General features: G+C 63.6%; 15 protein-coding genes. 1 reads left to right on the top strand and 14 read right to left on the bottom strand.

Annotated features, from left to right (window positions below):
* The 14 genes from priA to RT697_RS24410 form a co-directional block, all read right to left on the bottom strand.
* A partial coding sequence (gene priA, locus RT697_RS24345; protein ID WP_313702261.1) for a primosomal protein N' occupies positions 1-1,303 on the bottom strand: 1,303 nt, incomplete at its 3' end.
* A 351-nt stretch (positions 1,304-1,654) separates the two neighbouring features.
* Positions 1,655-2,728 carry a uroporphyrinogen decarboxylase gene (gene hemE, locus RT697_RS24350; RefSeq protein ID WP_313702262.1) on the bottom strand — a complete coding sequence of 358 codons (1,074 nt, stop codon included), beginning with the start codon at positions 2,726-2,728 and terminating at the stop codon, positions 1,655-1,657.
* Positions 2,729-2,854: 126 nt separating this feature from the next.
* Positions 2,855-3,727, bottom strand: a complete 873-nt coding sequence (locus RT697_RS24355; protein WP_313702263.1) for a helix-turn-helix domain-containing protein — start codon at positions 3,725-3,727, stop codon at positions 2,855-2,857.
* A 375-nt stretch (positions 3,728-4,102) separates the two neighbouring features.
* Positions 4,103-4,528 (bottom strand): F0F1 ATP synthase subunit epsilon, encoded by a 426-nt coding sequence (locus RT697_RS24360; protein WP_056327609.1) that lies wholly within the window; start codon positions 4,526-4,528, stop codon positions 4,103-4,105.
* 9 nt (positions 4,529-4,537) lie between these two features.
* Positions 4,538-5,938 (bottom strand): F0F1 ATP synthase subunit beta, encoded by a 1,401-nt coding sequence (gene atpD, locus RT697_RS24365; RefSeq protein WP_313702264.1) that lies wholly within the window; start codon positions 5,936-5,938, stop codon positions 4,538-4,540.
* A gap of 43 nt (positions 5,939-5,981) precedes the next feature.
* Positions 5,982-6,887: a F0F1 ATP synthase subunit gamma gene (gene atpG, locus RT697_RS24370; protein WP_191576463.1), complete on the bottom strand. Its 906-nt coding sequence runs from the start codon at positions 6,885-6,887 to the stop codon at positions 5,982-5,984.
* Between the two features lie 98 nt (positions 6,888-6,985).
* Positions 6,986-8,527 (bottom strand): F0F1 ATP synthase subunit alpha, encoded by a 1,542-nt coding sequence (atpA, locus tag RT697_RS24375; protein WP_105237121.1) that lies wholly within the window; start codon positions 8,525-8,527, stop codon positions 6,986-6,988.
* A 28-nt stretch (positions 8,528-8,555) separates the two neighbouring features.
* Complete coding sequence (locus RT697_RS24380) at positions 8,556-9,095, bottom strand: F0F1 ATP synthase subunit delta (protein ID WP_313702265.1); 540 nt, start codon at positions 9,093-9,095, stop codon at positions 8,556-8,558.
* A gap of 12 nt (positions 9,096-9,107) precedes the next feature.
* Positions 9,108-9,578, bottom strand: a complete 471-nt coding sequence (locus RT697_RS24385; RefSeq protein WP_008167494.1) for a F0F1 ATP synthase subunit B — start codon at positions 9,576-9,578, stop codon at positions 9,108-9,110.
* Positions 9,579-9,722: 144 nt separating this feature from the next.
* On the bottom strand, positions 9,723-9,965 hold the full coding sequence (gene atpE, locus RT697_RS24390; RefSeq protein WP_003815363.1) for a F0F1 ATP synthase subunit C: 243 nt from the start codon (positions 9,963-9,965) through the stop codon (positions 9,723-9,725).
* A 118-nt stretch (positions 9,966-10,083) separates the two neighbouring features.
* Positions 10,084-10,965, bottom strand: a complete 882-nt coding sequence (gene atpB / locus RT697_RS24395) for a F0F1 ATP synthase subunit A (RefSeq protein WP_056564907.1) — start codon at positions 10,963-10,965, stop codon at positions 10,084-10,086.
* A gap of 82 nt (positions 10,966-11,047) precedes the next feature.
* Complete coding sequence (locus RT697_RS24400) at positions 11,048-11,461, bottom strand: ATP synthase subunit I (protein ID WP_056566917.1); 414 nt, start codon at positions 11,459-11,461, stop codon at positions 11,048-11,050.
* 403 nt (positions 11,462-11,864) lie between these two features.
* Complete coding sequence (locus RT697_RS24405; protein WP_313702267.1) at positions 11,865-13,418, bottom strand: DUF1254 domain-containing protein; 1,554 nt, start codon at positions 13,416-13,418, stop codon at positions 11,865-11,867.
* A gap of 256 nt (positions 13,419-13,674) precedes the next feature.
* A complete protein-coding gene (locus RT697_RS24410; protein ID WP_313702268.1) occupies positions 13,675-14,451 on the bottom strand; it encodes an enoyl-CoA hydratase in 777 nt (258 codons plus the stop codon).
* A 28-nt stretch (positions 14,452-14,479) separates the two neighbouring features.
* On the opposite strand from RT697_RS24410, the gene RT697_RS24415 reads away from it, so the two are divergent.
* Positions 14,480-16,252, top strand: coding sequence for a M61 family metallopeptidase (locus tag RT697_RS24415; protein ID WP_313702269.1), 1,773 nt, complete (start codon positions 14,480-14,482; stop codon positions 16,250-16,252).
* The last annotated feature ends 218 nt before the right edge of the window (positions 16,253-16,470 follow it).

The raw sequence follows: 16,470 nt of genomic DNA on the forward strand, positions 1-16,470 counted from the left end.
CGCGCGGCACGGGGGCCTGATAGCCGCAGTGATGGCACTGCAGGCGATGGCCGCGGAAGTCCGTGCGATGCAGCACGGTAAAGGCCGTGCAGCGCGGGCAGTTGCTGACCCACGCGCAGGACTGGCAATGCAGCACCGGCGAGTAACCGCGCCGGTTCAGGAAAATCAGCACCTGCTCCTTTCGCTCGAGCCGCTGCCCGATGGCCTCGAGCAGCTGCGGCGACAGCCCTTGCTTCATCTGCAGGCGGCGCGTATCCACCAGGCGGATCTTGGGCAGTTCGCTGGACCGCGCACGGCCCGGCAGGGTCAGGCGCAGGTAACGGCCGCGCTCGGCGTGCTGCCAGGTTTCCAGCGATGGCGTGGCGGACCCCAGCACGACCGGAATGTTCAGATCGTGGGCGCGCCACACGGCCAGGTCACGCGCTGAATAGCGCAGTCCGTCCTGCTGCTTGTAGGAGGTATCGTGCTCTTCGTCGACCACGATCAGGCCCAGTTCCGTCAGCGGCGCGAAGATCGACATGCGCGTGCCCAGCAGCATGCGCGCCTGGCCGCGCTGGGCGCGGGTCCACGCCTGCAGCCGCTCGCCGTCGGACAGGCCGCTGTGCATCACCGCCAGCCCCTCGGGGCCGACCAGCGCTTCCAGGCGCGCGCGCAGCGCGGCTTCGAGTTGCGGCGTCAGATTGATTTCCGGGACCAGCAGCAGCACCTGCCGCCCTGCCGCCAGGACCTTTTCGGCGGCGCGCACGTAGACCTCGGTCTTGCCGCTGCCCGTCACGCCATGCAGCAGCACCGGCTTGAAGCCGCCGAGCGCCGCGATGGCCTGCACCGCCGCCTCCTGGGCGTCGTTCAGCGCCGGCGGCTGGTCGGGCGTGGCCGGCGCGCGCGCGGTCTTGCGCTTGCGCGCATCCATACGCGCCACGGGCCCTTCCCCGGACCGTTTGCCCTGGTAGGACGTGGGCTTGCGCAGCGGCGGCGGCAGCGTGGGCAACATCACCTCGCCCAGCGGCCGTTGATAGTAGTCCGCCGCAAAGCGCGCCATGCGCAACCACGCCTCGTCAAACGGCGGCAGATCGTCCAACACCGCCTCGATCGGCCGGATCTGCTTGGGTTCGAAAGACGGTTCGGCGGGGTTGTCGACGACCACGCCGATCATCTTGCGCCGGCCGAACGGAACGATCACCCGCAGGCCGGCCGGGATGGGCGCGTCGCTGCGGTAATCGAACGGGCCGGGCAAGGGCACGTCCAGCGCCACGCGCACCCAGCACACCGCTTCGGTGTCGGGATTCGCTTGCGCGTCAGGCATGGAGTCTGGGGACATGCATCTAATGAATTAGGACTATCCGAAAGGATGAGGACCGCGCAAGGCAGCGTTTGAGGATTTTCGCTTGCCGTGGCGCCATTGATCCACCGGCGCCTGTGGATAACTTTGGGGAAAAGGCGAGAGCAACATCAGAAATTGGAATATGGCAAGAATGCACAAACTATTGCATCCCTGTTGATAAGCGACATTTTCCGATATAAAACAGGCACTTGAAGCCGGTTTCGAGATTGTAAGCCAGCTTGGGGAGGGTTTTCCCCGACCCCGGATTTAATGTGCACAAGTCGCCCGCGCGGACCATCTGCTTCGGCCCTTGGGGCCGAAGCGTTCACTTACTTACGCGTGGAAGGCGCGGCTGTACTGGTGGACTTCATCAACCAATTCAGCTACCGCTTCTGGCGGAGTGAAGCGCGAAATGCCATGTCCAAGATTGAACACATGGCCGCCCTTGCCCACCGGACCGAACGCGTCCAGCACGCGGCGCGCTTCCGCGCGGATGGCGCTGCCCCCCCCAAAAAGCGCCATCGGATCCAGGTTGCCCTGGAACGCGACCGAGTCGCCGGTGCGGCGCCGGGCCGCCGCCAGATCCACGGTCCAATCCAGGCCCACCGCGTCGCTGCCACAGGACGCGATATCTTCAAGCCACTGGCCGCCACCCTTGGTGAAGACGATGACCGGCACGCGCCGGCCTTCGTGTTCGCGGGTCAGGCCGGCGACGACCTTCTTCGTGTAGGCCAGCGAGAACTGCTGGAACAGGCCGTCGGCCAGCACCCCGCCCCAGCTGTCGAACAGCATGACGGCCTGCGCGCCGGCGGCGATCTGGCCGTTCAGGTATTGCAGCGTGGCTTCGGCGTTGATCTCGAGGATGCGGTGCAGCAGATCGGGACGCGAATACAGCAGGGTCTTGATGAGACGGTAGTCGTCGCTGCCCTTGCCTTCGACCATGTAACAGGCGATGGTCCACGGGCTGCCGGCAAAGCCGATCAGCGGCACCTTGCCGTCAAGGTCACGCCGGATCGTGCTGACCGCGTCGAACACGTACCGCAGCTTGTCCATGTCGGGCACGGCAAGGCGCGCAACGTCTTCCTCGGTGCGGATGGGATGCGCAAAGCGCGGGCCCTCGCCTTCGGCAAAGTCCAGCCCGAGGCCCATCGCGTGCGGCACGGTCAGGATGTCCGAGAACAGAATGGCCGCGTCCAGGTCGTAGCGCTCCAGCGGTTGCAGCGTGACTTCCGAGGCGTAATCCGGATTCTGCGCCAGTCCCATGAACGAGCCTGCACGCGCACGCGTCTCGCGGTACTCGGGCAGATAGCGACCCGCCTGGCGCATCAGCCAGATGGGGGTGTAGGGCACGGGTTCGCGCATCAGAGCGCGCAAGAACACATCGTTCTTCAAACGGGGAGCAGACACGGCTAACCTCGATGATCGGAAGCCGTGAGTTTACTTCCCCTGGCTGACAAGGCGGGCGGCGCCCACATTGGCGGGGTTGAGCGGGCGCAATGGGCGGCGGCCGCGGAGGTTCCAGCTGTTTTTGCGTCAACCCATGTCGTGCATCCGCGCCGCGGCCAGCGCCGCCTGGCGGTATGGCGCGGCTTCGATGCCGTGCTTGCGCATCAGCGCCCAGAACGCGCGGCGGTGCTTGGCGCATGCACGCGCGGCCTGCGCCACGTTGCCGCCGTGGCGCGACAGCGCGTGACGGATGTACTCGCGCTCGAAGCCGTTCACCACCTGCGCCTTTGCCGCCCGGAATGTTTCTGGCACGCCGCGCCGGTACTGGTGCCTCAAACTGCTCAAGGCGTGCTCGACGATGTCGGCGGCCACCTTGGGACGCGCGGATCCCGCGCGTGATGCGTGGGGCGGATGTGCCGCGTGCTCGTCGCCCTGCGCTACTGCGTGCTCGCCCAGATAGTTGACCGGATGCTCATGGACGCTACCCGCCACGCCGGCGCGCCGCACGGCGCCGCGGCGAGCCAGGCGAACCAGCCGCACCCGCAGACTCTCGACGCACACCGGCTGCGAGATGAAGTCCGCCGCACCCAGGCTGAGCAGATCCAGAATGGCGGGCGCCTTGACGTCGTGGATGAGCAGCAGAACGGGCGTCGTGAGCGCGCTGCGCGCCTGCTCCAAGGCCATGCGGGCCCAGGCGAGCGAGGATGGCGCCACGGGCAGGATGCAAGCGTCATAGCGTCGCAGCGACAGCGCCTGCTGTGCCAGGGTGTCCGGCGGCGCCGTGGCAAGCTCGGGCGGAGCCAGGGAGCCTGGAGGCGCCTCGGCAAGCGCAGACGGAGCCAGGGACACTGGATGCAGCCGCACACGCGTCACCTTGGCCTGATGGCCGGCGATCCAGGCGCCCATCGTCGATTCATGACCGGGCGCCAGCAGCACCCCGCAATCCAGCACGTCTCGCATGCCTTCCTCGTTTGCATCGCAAAAACTGAAGGCTACTGTTGCAGACCCGTGCCGACTATTCGTAGTGAACGCATTGCGGCAGGCCGCTACAAGGCGAAGCGCTGTGGGGCGGCGTATGTTGCGCGGGCTGGCAAAGTGTCTCAGTAAGCAAGGTGTCTGACACCCCAAGGAGATGATCGTCAGCTTGCGAAATCGTCTCAACGGGTGTCAGACACCTTGCTTACTGCCTCAGCATCTCAACGGATGTCAGACACCTTGCTTGAAAATATCAGACGCATTCAGGTGTCAGACACCCTGCAACAAACAGGAATGAAAAAAGCGGCCCGGAGGCCGCTTCTTTCTTGTCCGGGACAAGCCCGGAAACCGCATTGCCGCTTAGTGCGAGCGGCCGCCTTGGCGCAGCTTGCGCGCCGCGATGGCTTGCGCAGCCAACATGGCGAGCTCGGCTTCGACGACAGCGATGTCAGCCTTGTCCTTGGCGTTGGCCAGGGCCAGTTCGGCCTTCTGGCGCGCTTCCAGGGCGCGGGCTTCGTCGAGGTCGGCGGCACGGATAGCCGTGTCGGCCAGGACCGTCACGCTGCCCGGCTGAACTTCCAGGATACCCCCGGCGACGAAGATGTTTTCCTCGCCTTGGTCGGCACGAACGATCTTGACCGTTCCGGGGCGTATGCGCGAGATCAGCGGGGTGTGGCCGGGCAGAATGCCCAGTTCACCCGACTCGCCAGGCAGAACCACGAACTTCGCCTCGCCGGTGAAGATCGCTTCCTCTGCGCTGACCACATCCACATGCAGGGTAGCCATATCGGTTCCTTATTGCAGTTTCTTGGCCTTCTCGAAGGCCTCGTCGATCGAACCGACCATGTAGAACGCCTGTTCCGGCAGGGAGTCGCACTCGCCGTTGACGATCATCTTGAAACCACGGATGGTTTCGGCCAGCGGAACGTACTTGCCGGGCGAACCGGTGAACACTTCAGCGACGTGGAACGGCTGCGACAGGAAGCGCTGGATCTTACGCGCGCGGGCCACGGCCTGCTTGTCTTCCGGCGACAGTTCGTCCATGCCCAGAATCGCGATGATGTCGCGCAGTTCCTTGTAGCGCTGCAGCGTTTGCTGCACGCCACGGGCAACCGAGTAGTGCTCTTCGCCGACGACTTGCGGGTCGAGCTGACGGCTGGAGGAATCGAGCGGATCGACGGCCGGGTAGATACCCAGGGCGGCGATGTCACGCGACAGCACGACGGTCGAGTCCAAATGCTGGAAGGTCGTGGCAGGCGACGGGTCGGTCAAGTCGTCCGCAGGGACGTACACGGCCTGGATCGAGGTGATCGAGCCGGTCTTGGTCGACGTGATGCGCTCTTGCAGCTTGCCCATTTCTTCGGCCAGCGTGGGCTGATAACCCACGGCGGACGGCATACGGCCCAGCAGTGCGGACACTTCGGTACCGGCCAGGGTGTAGCGGTAGATGTTGTCCACGAAGAACAGGATGTCGCGGCCTTCGTCACGGAACTTCTCGGCCATCGTCAGGCCGGTCAGCGCCACGCGCAGACGGTTGCCGGGGGGTTCGTTCATCTGACCGAACACCATGGCGACCTTGTCCAGAACGTTCGACTCTTCCATTTCGTGGTAGAAGTCGTTGCCTTCACGGGTACGCTCACCCACGCCGGCAAACACCGACAAACCGCTGTGCTGCTTGGCGATGTTGTTGATGAGTTCCATCATGTTCACGGTCTTGCCCACGCCGGCGCCGCCGAACAGGCCGACCTTGCCGCCCTTGGCGAACGGGCACACCAGGTCAATAACCTTGATGCCGGTTTCCAGCAGTTCCACCGAAGGCGACAGTTCGTCGAAACGGGGAGCGGGCTGGTGGATGCCACGCTTTTCTTCGTGCTGGATCGGGCCGGCTTCGTCGATGGGACGACCCAGCACGTCCATGATGCGGCCCAGCGTGCCGGTGCCGACGGGCACCGAGATCGGGGCGCCCGTGCCCGAGACCTTCATGCCGCGGCGCAGGCCGTCGCTGGAGCCCAGCGCAATGGTACGCACCACGCCGTCGCCCAGCTGTTGCTGCACTTCCAGCGTCAGACCCTTTTCGGCGAACGAGGAACCCTCGTCGGCCAGAGTAAGCGCTTCATAGATCTTGGGCATTTGATCGCGGGGGAACTGAATATCCACCACGGCGCCGATGCACTGAACGATGGTTCCGTTGCTCATGTCGATTCCTTGCTTGATAGCTTTTGACGGGATGCTGCCTGCCTTACACGGCGGCAGCGCCCCCTACGATTTCCGAAATTTCTTTGGTGATCGCGGCCTGACGGGTCTTGTTGTAGACCAATTGCAGATCGCCGATGACCTTCTTGGCGTTGTCCGACGCCGCCTTCATGGCGACCATCCGGGCCGACTGCTCCGAAGCCATGTTCTCGGCCACGGCTTGGTACAGCAGGCCTTCAACGTAACGCTGCAGCAGGTCGTCGATCACGCTACGGGCGTCGGGTTCGTAGATGTAATCCCAGCTGTAGTCCGACTTCACTTCTGACGTCTTGGTCAGGCTATCGGCGCCCGTCTGGTACGGATCTTCCAAACCGCTGGCCAGGGGCAGCAGACGCAAGAACAGGGGCTCTTGCTTCATCGTGTTGACGAAGCGGGTCGAGGCCACGTACAGCGCGTCGATACGGCCTTCCAGGTAGGCGTCCAGCTGCACCTTGATCGCGCCCAGCAGGCGGTCGAGTTGCGGCTTGTCGCCCAGTTGCACTTCCTGGGAAACCAGTTTGGCGCCGATACGGGTCAGCACACCCACGCCCTTGTTGCCGAAAGCGGTCGCTTGCACGGCGATGCCGGCTTTCTCGAACTCTTTCAGCTTGCCCAACGTCACACGCGTGATGTTGGTGTTCAAGCCGCCGCACAAACCCTTGTCGGTCGTCACCATGACCACGCCGACCGCCTTGATTTCGCGTTCGACCAGGTACGGGTGGCTGTACTCGGGATTGGCCTGCATCAGGTGCGCAGCAATCTCGCGCACCTTGGTGGCGTACGGACGGCCTGCACGCATCCGCTCCTGCGCCTTGCGCATCTTGGATGCGGCGACCATTTCCATCGCCTTGGTGATCTTGCGCGTGTTTTGCACGCTCTTGATCTTGGTTCGGATTTCCTTAATTCCGGGCATTGCGCTTTCCTGTGAAGACTGGCCGATGGGTTCCGCTCGCGCCTCAACCATCCGGGAAGGATGGGTGAGGCGCCTGGGACGCCTAACCCATCACTTTCTTAAAAAGCACCGTGCTTCTTGAATTCCTGAACGGCGGCGGCCAGTTCGGCCTCGTCGTCCTTGGACAGTTCCTTGGTGTCTTCGATGCGCTGGATCAGAGCAGCGTGCTTGCTCTTGAGCTGATCCTTCAGCGACTTCTCGAACGACAGCACTTGGGCCACGTCCACGTCATCCAGGTAGCCGTTGTTGACCGTGTACAGCGTGACGGCCAGTTCCCACACTTGCAGCGGCTGGTATTGCGGCTGCTTGAGCAGTTCAACGACGCGCTTGCCGCGCTCGAGCTGGCGACGGGTGGCGTCGTCCAGGTCGGAGGCGAACTGCGCGAAGGCGGCCAGTTCACGGTACTGCGCCAAGTCGGTACGGATACCGCCGGACAGCTTCTTGACGACCTTGGTCTGGGCAGCGCCACCGACGCGCGACACCGAGATACCGGCGTTGATTGCGGGGCGGACACCGGCGTTGAACAGGTCGGTTTCCAGGAAGATCTGGCCGTCGGTGATCGAGATCACGTTGGTCGGAACAAAGGCCGACACGTCGCCTGCCTGGGTTTCGATGATCGGCAGCGCGGTCAGCGAGCCGGTCTTGCCCTTGACGGCGCCTTCGGTGAACTTCTCGACGTACTCTTCGTTGACGCGAGCAGCACGCTCCAGCAGGCGCGAGTGCAGGTAGAACACGTCGCCCGGGTAGGCTTCGCGGCCCGGCGGACGGCGCAGCAGCAGCGAGACCTGGCGGTAGGCCCAGGCTTGCTTGGTCAGATCGTCATAAACGATCAGGGCGTCTTCGCCACGATCGCGGAAGTATTCGCCCATCGTGCAGCCGGCGTAAGCGGCCAGGTACTGCATGGCGGCGGAGTCGGAAGCCGAGGCGGCCACGACGATGGTGTATTCCATCGCGCCGTGCTCTTCGAGCTTGCGAACCACGTTGTTGATCGTCGAAGCCTTCTGGCCGATAGCGACGTACACGCAGGTGACGCCCTTGCCCTTCTGGCTGATGATCGTGTCGACGGCCACGGCGGTCTTGCCGGTCTGGCGGTCGCCAATGATCAGTTCGCGCTGGCCACGGCCGATGGGAACCATCGAGTCGATAGCCTTGACGCCGGTTTGCAGCGGCTGCGACACCGAGCGGCGGGCGATAACGCCAGGCGCCACTTTTTCGATGATGTCGGTTTCCTTGGCGTTGACCGGACCCTTGCCATCGATGGGCTCGCCCAGCGTGTTGACCACGCGGCCTTTCAGTTCCGGACCGACCGGAACTTCCAGAATGCGGCCGGTCGTCTTGACCTGGTCGCCTTCGGAAACGCCGGTGTAGTCGCCCAGAATAACGGCGCCGACGGAATCACGCTCGAGGTTGAGCGCCAGACCGAAAACGTTGTTGGGGAATTCGAGCATTTCGCCCTGCATCACGTCGGACAAGCCGTGGATGCGGGTAATACCGTCGGTCACGGACACGACGGTGCCCTGAGTACGGACATCAGCCGAAGCGCCCAGGCCCTCGATGCGGCTCTTGAGCAGTTCGCTGATCTCGGAGGGATTGAGTTGCATATTGACTCCTGGAATCCTGTTAGTAGCCTTAAGCGGCGAGCTGATCGCGCATGCGGACCAATTGGGCTTGTACGGAAGTATCGAGCACCTGGTCGCCGACGGCCACGCGCACGCCGCCGATCAACGACGGGTCGACGGTAACGCTGGGCTTGAGCTTGAGGCCGAATTTTTGTTCGAGCGCGCCGACCAGATCCTTGACCTGGGCATCGCTGAGCTCGAACGCGCTGGTGATTTCCGCCTGCGCCGTGCCTTCGTGACGATTCCGCAGCGCGACGAATTGCGAGGCGATCTCGGGCAGCAGCAGCAACCGGTCGTTTTCGACCAGCAGCTCGATGAAATTACGGGCGGCTTGCGGCAAATCGGCCTTGATCAGGCCGGTAAACAGTTCGACGCGCTGCTTGTCGCCCAGACGCGGGTCGGCCATGGCCTCGCGCACGTCGGGGTTGGAGGCGACCTGAGCCATTACGCTGACCAGGTCGGCCCACGCCGGCAAACCGGCCTTGTCGTCGCGCGCTGCGCTGAAGAGCGCTTCAGCGTAGGGCCGGGCAACAGTGGAAAGTTCAGCCATGACGGTCCCGGATTAGAGCTGCGCGCGGAGCTGGTTCAGCAGCTCGGCGTGTGCGCGGGCGTCAACCTCGCGCTTGAGGATCTGTTCAGCACCCTTGACGGCCAGCGCGGCGACGTCGTCGCGCAACGCTTCACGGGCGCGCTGGACTTCCTGCGCGGCATCCTGGGCAGCCTGCGCCACGATGCGGGCACGTTCGGCTTCCGCTTCGCGGCGGGCCTGCTCGATCAGAGAGGCGGCTTGCTTCTCGGCCTCGATGATGCGTGCGTGGTTTTCGGACTTGGCAGAAGCCTCGATCAGACTGACGCGCGCCTGGGCTTGAGCCAAGTCGGCTTTGCCCTTCTCGGCGGCGGCCAGGCCGTCGGCGATTTTTTGGCGGCGCTCGTCCATCGCCTTCGTCAGGGGAGGCCACACGAATTTCATCGTGAACCAGCCCAGAACGAAGAACACGAGCATCTGGAAAATGATCGTCGCGTTCAGATTCACGGTCGTTCCTTTAACACCTTGCGGCTCCGACCGCACCCGGAAAGGGGCGTCGCGGAGCACTCGATACTTTGCTGATCGGCGATGGAGCCGTTGCTCTCATCGCCGACAGCGTCATGACCCACCTATTTGCCGGCGGGCGGTGCCTTAGCCGACGAACGGGTTGGCGAAGGCGAACAGCATGGCGATACCCACACCGATCAGGAATGCCGCGTCGATCAGGCCAGCCAGCAGGAACATCTTCGTTTGCAGAGCGTTCATCAGTTCAGGCTGACGAGCCGAAGCTTCCAGATACTTGCCGCCCATCAGTGCGATGCCGATGCAAGCGCCGATAGCGCCCAGACCGATGATAAGACCGCAAGCGAGGGCAACGAAAGCGACGTTGGTCATGACAACTCCTTGGTTAGAAATCTGAAGTCAAAAATTGAAAAATAAGAGGTACAGCTCAATGCAAGATAATCTTGCTATCCGATGCCGGCCGGGTGGCCGACACCGGAAATTCGGGGGATCAGTGGCCTTCGTGAGCCTGGCCGAGGTACACCAGCGTCAGCATCATGAAGATGAAGGCCTGGAGCAAAACGATCAGGATGTGGAAGATTGCCCAGATCGAGCCGGCCAGGATGTGGCCAATGCCCAAGCCGATGCTGGCGCCGTTGAAGCCGGTCCAGGCGCCGCCCAGGAGGGCGATCAGCATGAAGATCAGTTCGCCGGCGAACATGTTGCCGAACAACCGCATGCCCAGCGACACGGACTTGGCGGCGTATTCGATCAGGTTCAGCAGCAGGTTGAACGGAGCCAGCACGATGGCGCCCAGGCCATGCGCATGGAACGGCGCGGTGAACAGTTCTTTGACGAAGCCGCCCGGCTGCTTGATCTTGATGCCGTAGTAGAACATCAGGAGCAGCACGCCCAGCGACATGCCCATCGGCACGTTCAGGTCGGCGGTCGGCAGAATGCGGTGGTAATAGAGAGGATCGCCGTGCTCAGCGCCCAGGCCGGTCAGACGCCAGATGGAGGGCAGCAGGTCGACGGGCAGCAGGTCCAGCGCGTTCATCAGGATGATCCAGAGGAACACGGTCAGGGCCAGCGGGGCAATGAAAAGACGGCTCTTGGCGTTGTGGACGATGCCCTTGGCCTGGTCGTCGACCATGTCGACGATCATTTCCACGAAGGCCTGGAAGCGGGAAGGAACGCCGCTGGTGGCGCGGCGCGCGGCGCGCCACAGGAAGAAAATGACGATCAGGCCCATCAGGCCGGACCAGAACAACGAGTCGTAATTGATGATGTCGAACTGAGCAATAGCGCTCTGTTTCTCACCCGTATTGTTCAGATGCACCAAGTGATGCTGAATATACGCGGATTGAGGCGACACGTCGCTGGCAGCAGCCATTTGAACCTATCCTATTTGCTGTATGCCCGGTCCTTGCGAACCGGACGATTCCACGATTTCGTTTGCCGCAACTTACTCGGCGCTAAGACAGCCTGCGGAACATCAGAAGCAGGAGATAGCCTTTCAATGTGAGTATCAGACCGAGCAACGCGGCAGGCCACACAAGCCAGTCCTGCGTCACACGCGAAATCAGCCACAACAGCAACGCCGTTGCGAACAATTTGATCAACTCACCAGAGAGAAAGGTAAAGGGACTGGCCTTACCGGCCCGAACGCTGACAGCCAAGCGCAATGCGAACAACGCATTGGGTATGAAATACGCTCCTGCCCCCGCCAGCGCCGACCAACCTGCCGCCGCCCCTCCGACAACCCCCGCTATTACTGCTGCTGCGAGCCCCATGGCGCCTTGCGCCGCCAATGCCAACAAGAGCCCGCGGCTCGCTTGTGCATTCAGCGCCGCGCGATCCGCGTCACTGAGTACCAGAACTTCCACCACGTCCGGATCGATCGAATCCTGATCCAGATCGGGCCTCAGACCGGGTTGCTTCCCCTGCCCTCGTTGCCCCTGCTCTTGCTGCATGGCGTTCTGCTGCATCAAACATCCCCGCTTAACTTGGCCCTGAGGGAATCGACGCGCTTTTTTAGGCGCATGTTTCTTATCCCGCAAGCGTCAAACCCGCAGAGTATAGCTTGGTTTTTTGCACCCTAGCAAATGAACTTTCGGCCGTTTGTAAGGCGGCAACAACGCCCGCTTGGAAGGCAAAATTGGGGACGAGCGAGGGATCGCCGTTGCGCCCCTACCGGCTTGCACCTGCCATGAAAAAAGCGCGCGGCCCCTAGATGGAGACCGCGCGCTTCCTTATTTGCGCCTCATGTGCGTCTTATTTGCCTGCCGGACCTCAGTCTTCCTTGACCGGCGGCGGGGCCCACTGCCCGTCCAGGGCGGAGTTCTGCGGCGCGTAGAGGCGCATGCTGAGCACGAACGGACCATCGGCGGCCGGCGTGCTGACCCAGTTGGCGCGCTTGGACTCGCCCGGATCACGGCGCTGGACGTAGATATCGAGCGAGCCGTCGGCGTTGTACTTCAGGCCGTCGGTGCTGCGGATCACGTAGCGGTTGGCCGGGTTTTCGGCAAAGCCGTACTTGCTGTTGTAGACGTGCAGCGACCAGAGCTGTGCCGGGGGCAACTGGCCCTTGTCGAAGTGCAGCACGTAGTCTTCGTTCGAGTCGAGCGGACGGCCCTTCGAATCGGACACGGTGACCGGATACAGCACGTCTTCAGGCGTCGGGGCGCCCAGGCCGGCGTAGGCGATGGCGGCGCGGCGCGTGTAGTCGGTGCCGTAGGTGCCGATGCCGGTCAGCACCGTGTTCCAGCCGTTGATCGGCGTGGCCAGGCGCGTGACGTTGTCGGCAATGCGGCGGCCCGCCAGCGGTTGCGCATCCGTCAGGGCCTGCTGCACGGCCGGACTCAGGCGGCCATACGAGAACGGCTGACGGTCATCCAGGCCGATGCGGCGCATGCGATCAAGCATGGGCGTGTCGTTGGCGTGCGGCGGGTTGTTGCGCAGCGCATCGAAGAACACGGCAAAGAACGAGGCGGCGTCCATGCCCGCAACCTGCTCGGCGGGCGTGCCGTCGGGCACCGTGGTCGCCGGGGCCGGCATGGGCAGCGTGCTGCCGATGGGCGCCGTGCCGACGCCCGCGCCGGTTTGCGGGAAGGCGTTGCCGGCGCTGCGGCCGCGCGGCGTGGTGGCCGGGGTCACGGGCACCAGCAGCGGGCGCGCCGTCATGCCGGACTGGATCTGGTTGACCGCGGCATAGTCCTGCGGACCGCCAGCCTGCGTCCAGCCGATGAGCCAGCCGGTCGAGGTCGGGCTGCGGATCACGTCGACGCCTGCGGGCACGGTGCCGTTCCAGTGCGGTCCGACGATGGCGAAGGATTGGGCGCCATGGCCGTTTGTGCGCGTGCCGCGCGAGGCGAAGACGTCGCTCCACATGTCCAGCGCGGACAGCACGGTGTAGCGGCCGCCGGTGTCGGGCAGGCTGATGATGAGCGGGGAGCGCGAGACGTCGAACCACAGGCTGGAATACAGCGCGTCGGCGCTGGGCCACGGGGCATCGGTCGCGCGCGGGTCGGGGAAGGCGGCCTTGTGGCCGAACTGGTTCATCGGCGCCTTGCCGTCCAGCGGGCTCTGCACGGCGGTGGCCTGGCGGCGGGCCAGTTCCATCAGCACCATGGGATACGCATAGACGTAAGCGTCGATGGCGGTGTCGCGCAACTCGGCCTCGCTCATCTGCGGCGCGGCGGCCTGGCCGGCCGGATAAGGCGTCTCGGAGACCAGCCGCAGCGTGGACTGCGGCGCTTGAGCCTGGGCGACGTTGAGAAAGCAGACGCTGAGCGCGCCGGCGAGCGCAGCCGTGGACAGCCGGCGGGTAGCGGTAGGTATACGCATGCAAGGCTCCTTCTTGATTTTGTTTGCAATCGAGCCGCCGCGCGGGACTTGCCAGTGTGGGGCAAGCCGCTCTGGCGCGGCACCTCGGGATGACGCTCAATCAGGATAGGGCCGAAGTCTGCAACAAGGTGCTAGCCAGAAGTTTCAAGGCGAAACCTGGGGATTGCCCGTAGATGGCCATGAAATAGCGCGCCGTCATAGGGCGCACGGGGCAATCAAGGGCCTGCCGTGGATGCAGGCCCGGGCGTAACAAGGATTAACGGTGTTTGAAGTCGGGTTTGCGCTTTTCGGTGAACGCGGCCATGCCTTCCTTCTGATCTTCGGTAGCGAAGAGCGAGTGGAAGACGCGGCGTTCGAACAGCAGGCCTTCGTTAAGCGAGCCCTCGAACGCGCGGTTGACGCATTCCTTGGCCATCATGACGGACGGCAGCGACATGGAGGCGATGACGGTGGCGGCGTCGATGGCTTCTTCGAGCAGCTTGTCAGCGGCAACGACGCGCGAGACGAGGCCGGCGCGCTCGGCTTCGTCGGCGCCCATCATGCGGGCTGTCAGCGCGAGGTCCATGGCCTTGGCCTTGCCGACGGCGCGCGGCAGGCGCTGCGTGCCGCCGGCGCCGGGGATGACGCCGAGCTTGATTTCAGGCTGGCCGAACTTGGCGGTGTCAGCAGCGATGATGATGTCGCACATCATGGCGAGCTCGCAGCCGCCGCCGAGCGCGTAACCGCCGACCGCGGCGATGACGGGCTTGCGGATGCGCTTGAGCGTTTCCCAGTTGCGGGTGATGTATTCGCTTCCGTACACGTCCATGTAGGACCAGTCTTTCATGGCGCCGATGTCAGCGCCGGCGGCAAAGGCCTTTTCGCTGCCGGTGATGACGACGCAGCCGATTTCGGGATCGGCCTCGAACGCGAGCAGCGCGGCGCCGAGTTCGTCCATGAGCTGATCGTTCAGCGCGTTGAGCGCCTTGGGACGATTCAGCGTCAGCAGGCCGACTCGGCCCCGGGTTTCGACCAGTACAAACGACTCGCTCATGAATGTCTCCGGTAATAAGATATGAGCCATGAAAAAAATTGATGACGTACCGCCCATACTTTACCGCCTTGCGCCGCACGATCCCGCCGGCCACCGCTACCGGATAACCCTTACGATCGCATCGCCCTCGCCCGCAGGCCAGCGCCTGTCGCTGCCTGCGTGGATTCCGGGCAGCTACCTGATCCGCGATTTCTCGCGTCAGATCGAGTCGCTGGCTGCGTATTCGGGAACGCGGCGGGTGAATGTCGACAAAACAGACAACCACACATGGCAGGTTGCACCTTGCGAGGGGCCGCTGCGCATCGAGTACACGGTGTATGCGTGGGATCTGTCGGTGCGCGGCGCGCATCTGGACGAGACACACGGGTTCTTCAATGGCACTAGCGTGTTTCTGCGCGTGCAGGGCCAGGATCATGAGCCCTGCCTGGTGGACCTGACGCCGCCGCGCGGCATCGACGGCTGGCAGGTGTACACGAGCCTGCCGGAAGCTGCAGGCCACAAGGGCGCGGCGCGTCGTCACGGCTTTGGCCTGTATCTGGCGCCGGACTACGACGCGCTGATCGATCACCCCGTGGAGATGGGCACGCCGCAGGTGTCGCGGTTTGTGGCGCACGGGGCGGAGCACGAGCTGGTGTTCACGGGCGTGGCGCCGAATCTGGATCTTGCGCGGATCACGGAAGACGTGAAGAAGATCTGCGAAACGCAGATTGCGTTTTTCGAACCGCGCACGAAGCGGGCGCCGTTCCTGGACAGCGCGGACCGCTATGTGTTCATGACGATGGTGACGGGCGACGGCTACGGCGGACTTGAGCATCGCGCGAGCACGGCGCTGATGACGGCGCGCAAGGACCTGCCGGTGCTGGGCCAGCAAGGCCAGGGCGACGGCTACCGGGGATTCCTGGGGCTGGTGAGCCACGAGTATTTCCATACGTGGAACGTGAAGCGCATCAAGCCGGATGTGTTCGCCCCTTACGATCTTTCGCAGCCGGATCTGACGCGGCTGTTGTGGGTGTTTGAGGGCTTCACGTCCTATTACGACGATCTGCTGCTGCTGCGCTCTGGCGCGATCACGCGTGCGGATTATCTGCGTCTGCTGGGCAAGACGATCACGAGCGTTGCTCGCACGCCGGGGCGGCATAAGCAGTCGGTGGCGGAGAGCTCTTTCGACGCTTGGACGCGGTACTACAAGCAGGATGAAAATTCGCCGAACGCGCTGGTGAGCTATTACACGAAGGGCGCGTTGGTGGCGTTGGGGTTGGATCTGCTGATCCGCGAGGAATCTTCCGGTGCGCGTTCGCTGGATGATGTGATGCGGTTGCTATGGGATCGCTATGGGCGAGACTTTTATCGAGGCAAGCCGCAGGGGTTGCCGGAAGATGGGTTGCCCGCGCTGATCGAGGAAGCGACGGGCGTCGATACGCGCCGGTTCATCGCTCGACATGCGTATGGGACGGCGGATGTGCCGTTGGCTGCGTTGCTTGAATCGCAGGGTGTGAAGCTGCAATGGAAGGCGTCGGCCAATATTCCGTCACTGGACGTGCGGACGCGCAAGCAAGGGGAGTCTCTGACGCTGGCGACTGTTCTTGAAGGCGGGGCTGGGCATAAGGGTGGCTTGTCTGCCGGGGATGTGTTGGTGGCGATCGATGGATTGAGGGTGGATGCGCCGGCGGGGTTGGAGTTGTTGCTGGCGCAGTACCGGGCTGGGGATCGGGTGAATGTGCATGTGTTTCGGCGGGATGAGTTGAGGGAGTTTCGGGTGCGGTTGAGTGGGCCTGAGGCTTCGGAGTGTGTGTTGGTTTGAGGGGTTTGGGTGGCCGGGGTTGAGTTCTTAAGACTTACGGTGCAGTGGCGTCCGGCCCTGTGTTTGAGTTCTTAAGCGTCCGGCACGGTGGCGTCTGGCCCGGTGATTGAGTTCTTGAAGCGTCCGGTGCAGGGGCGTCCGGCACGGTGATTGAGTTCTTAAGGGGGCCTATCCGTGATTTTGTGGGCGAGGCATATCATGAGGACTAAAGATCATGG

The sequence above is a fragment of the Achromobacter sp. genome, from assembly GCF_032113835.1.
Taxonomy (GTDB): domain Bacteria; phylum Pseudomonadota; class Gammaproteobacteria; order Burkholderiales; family Burkholderiaceae_B; genus Achromobacter.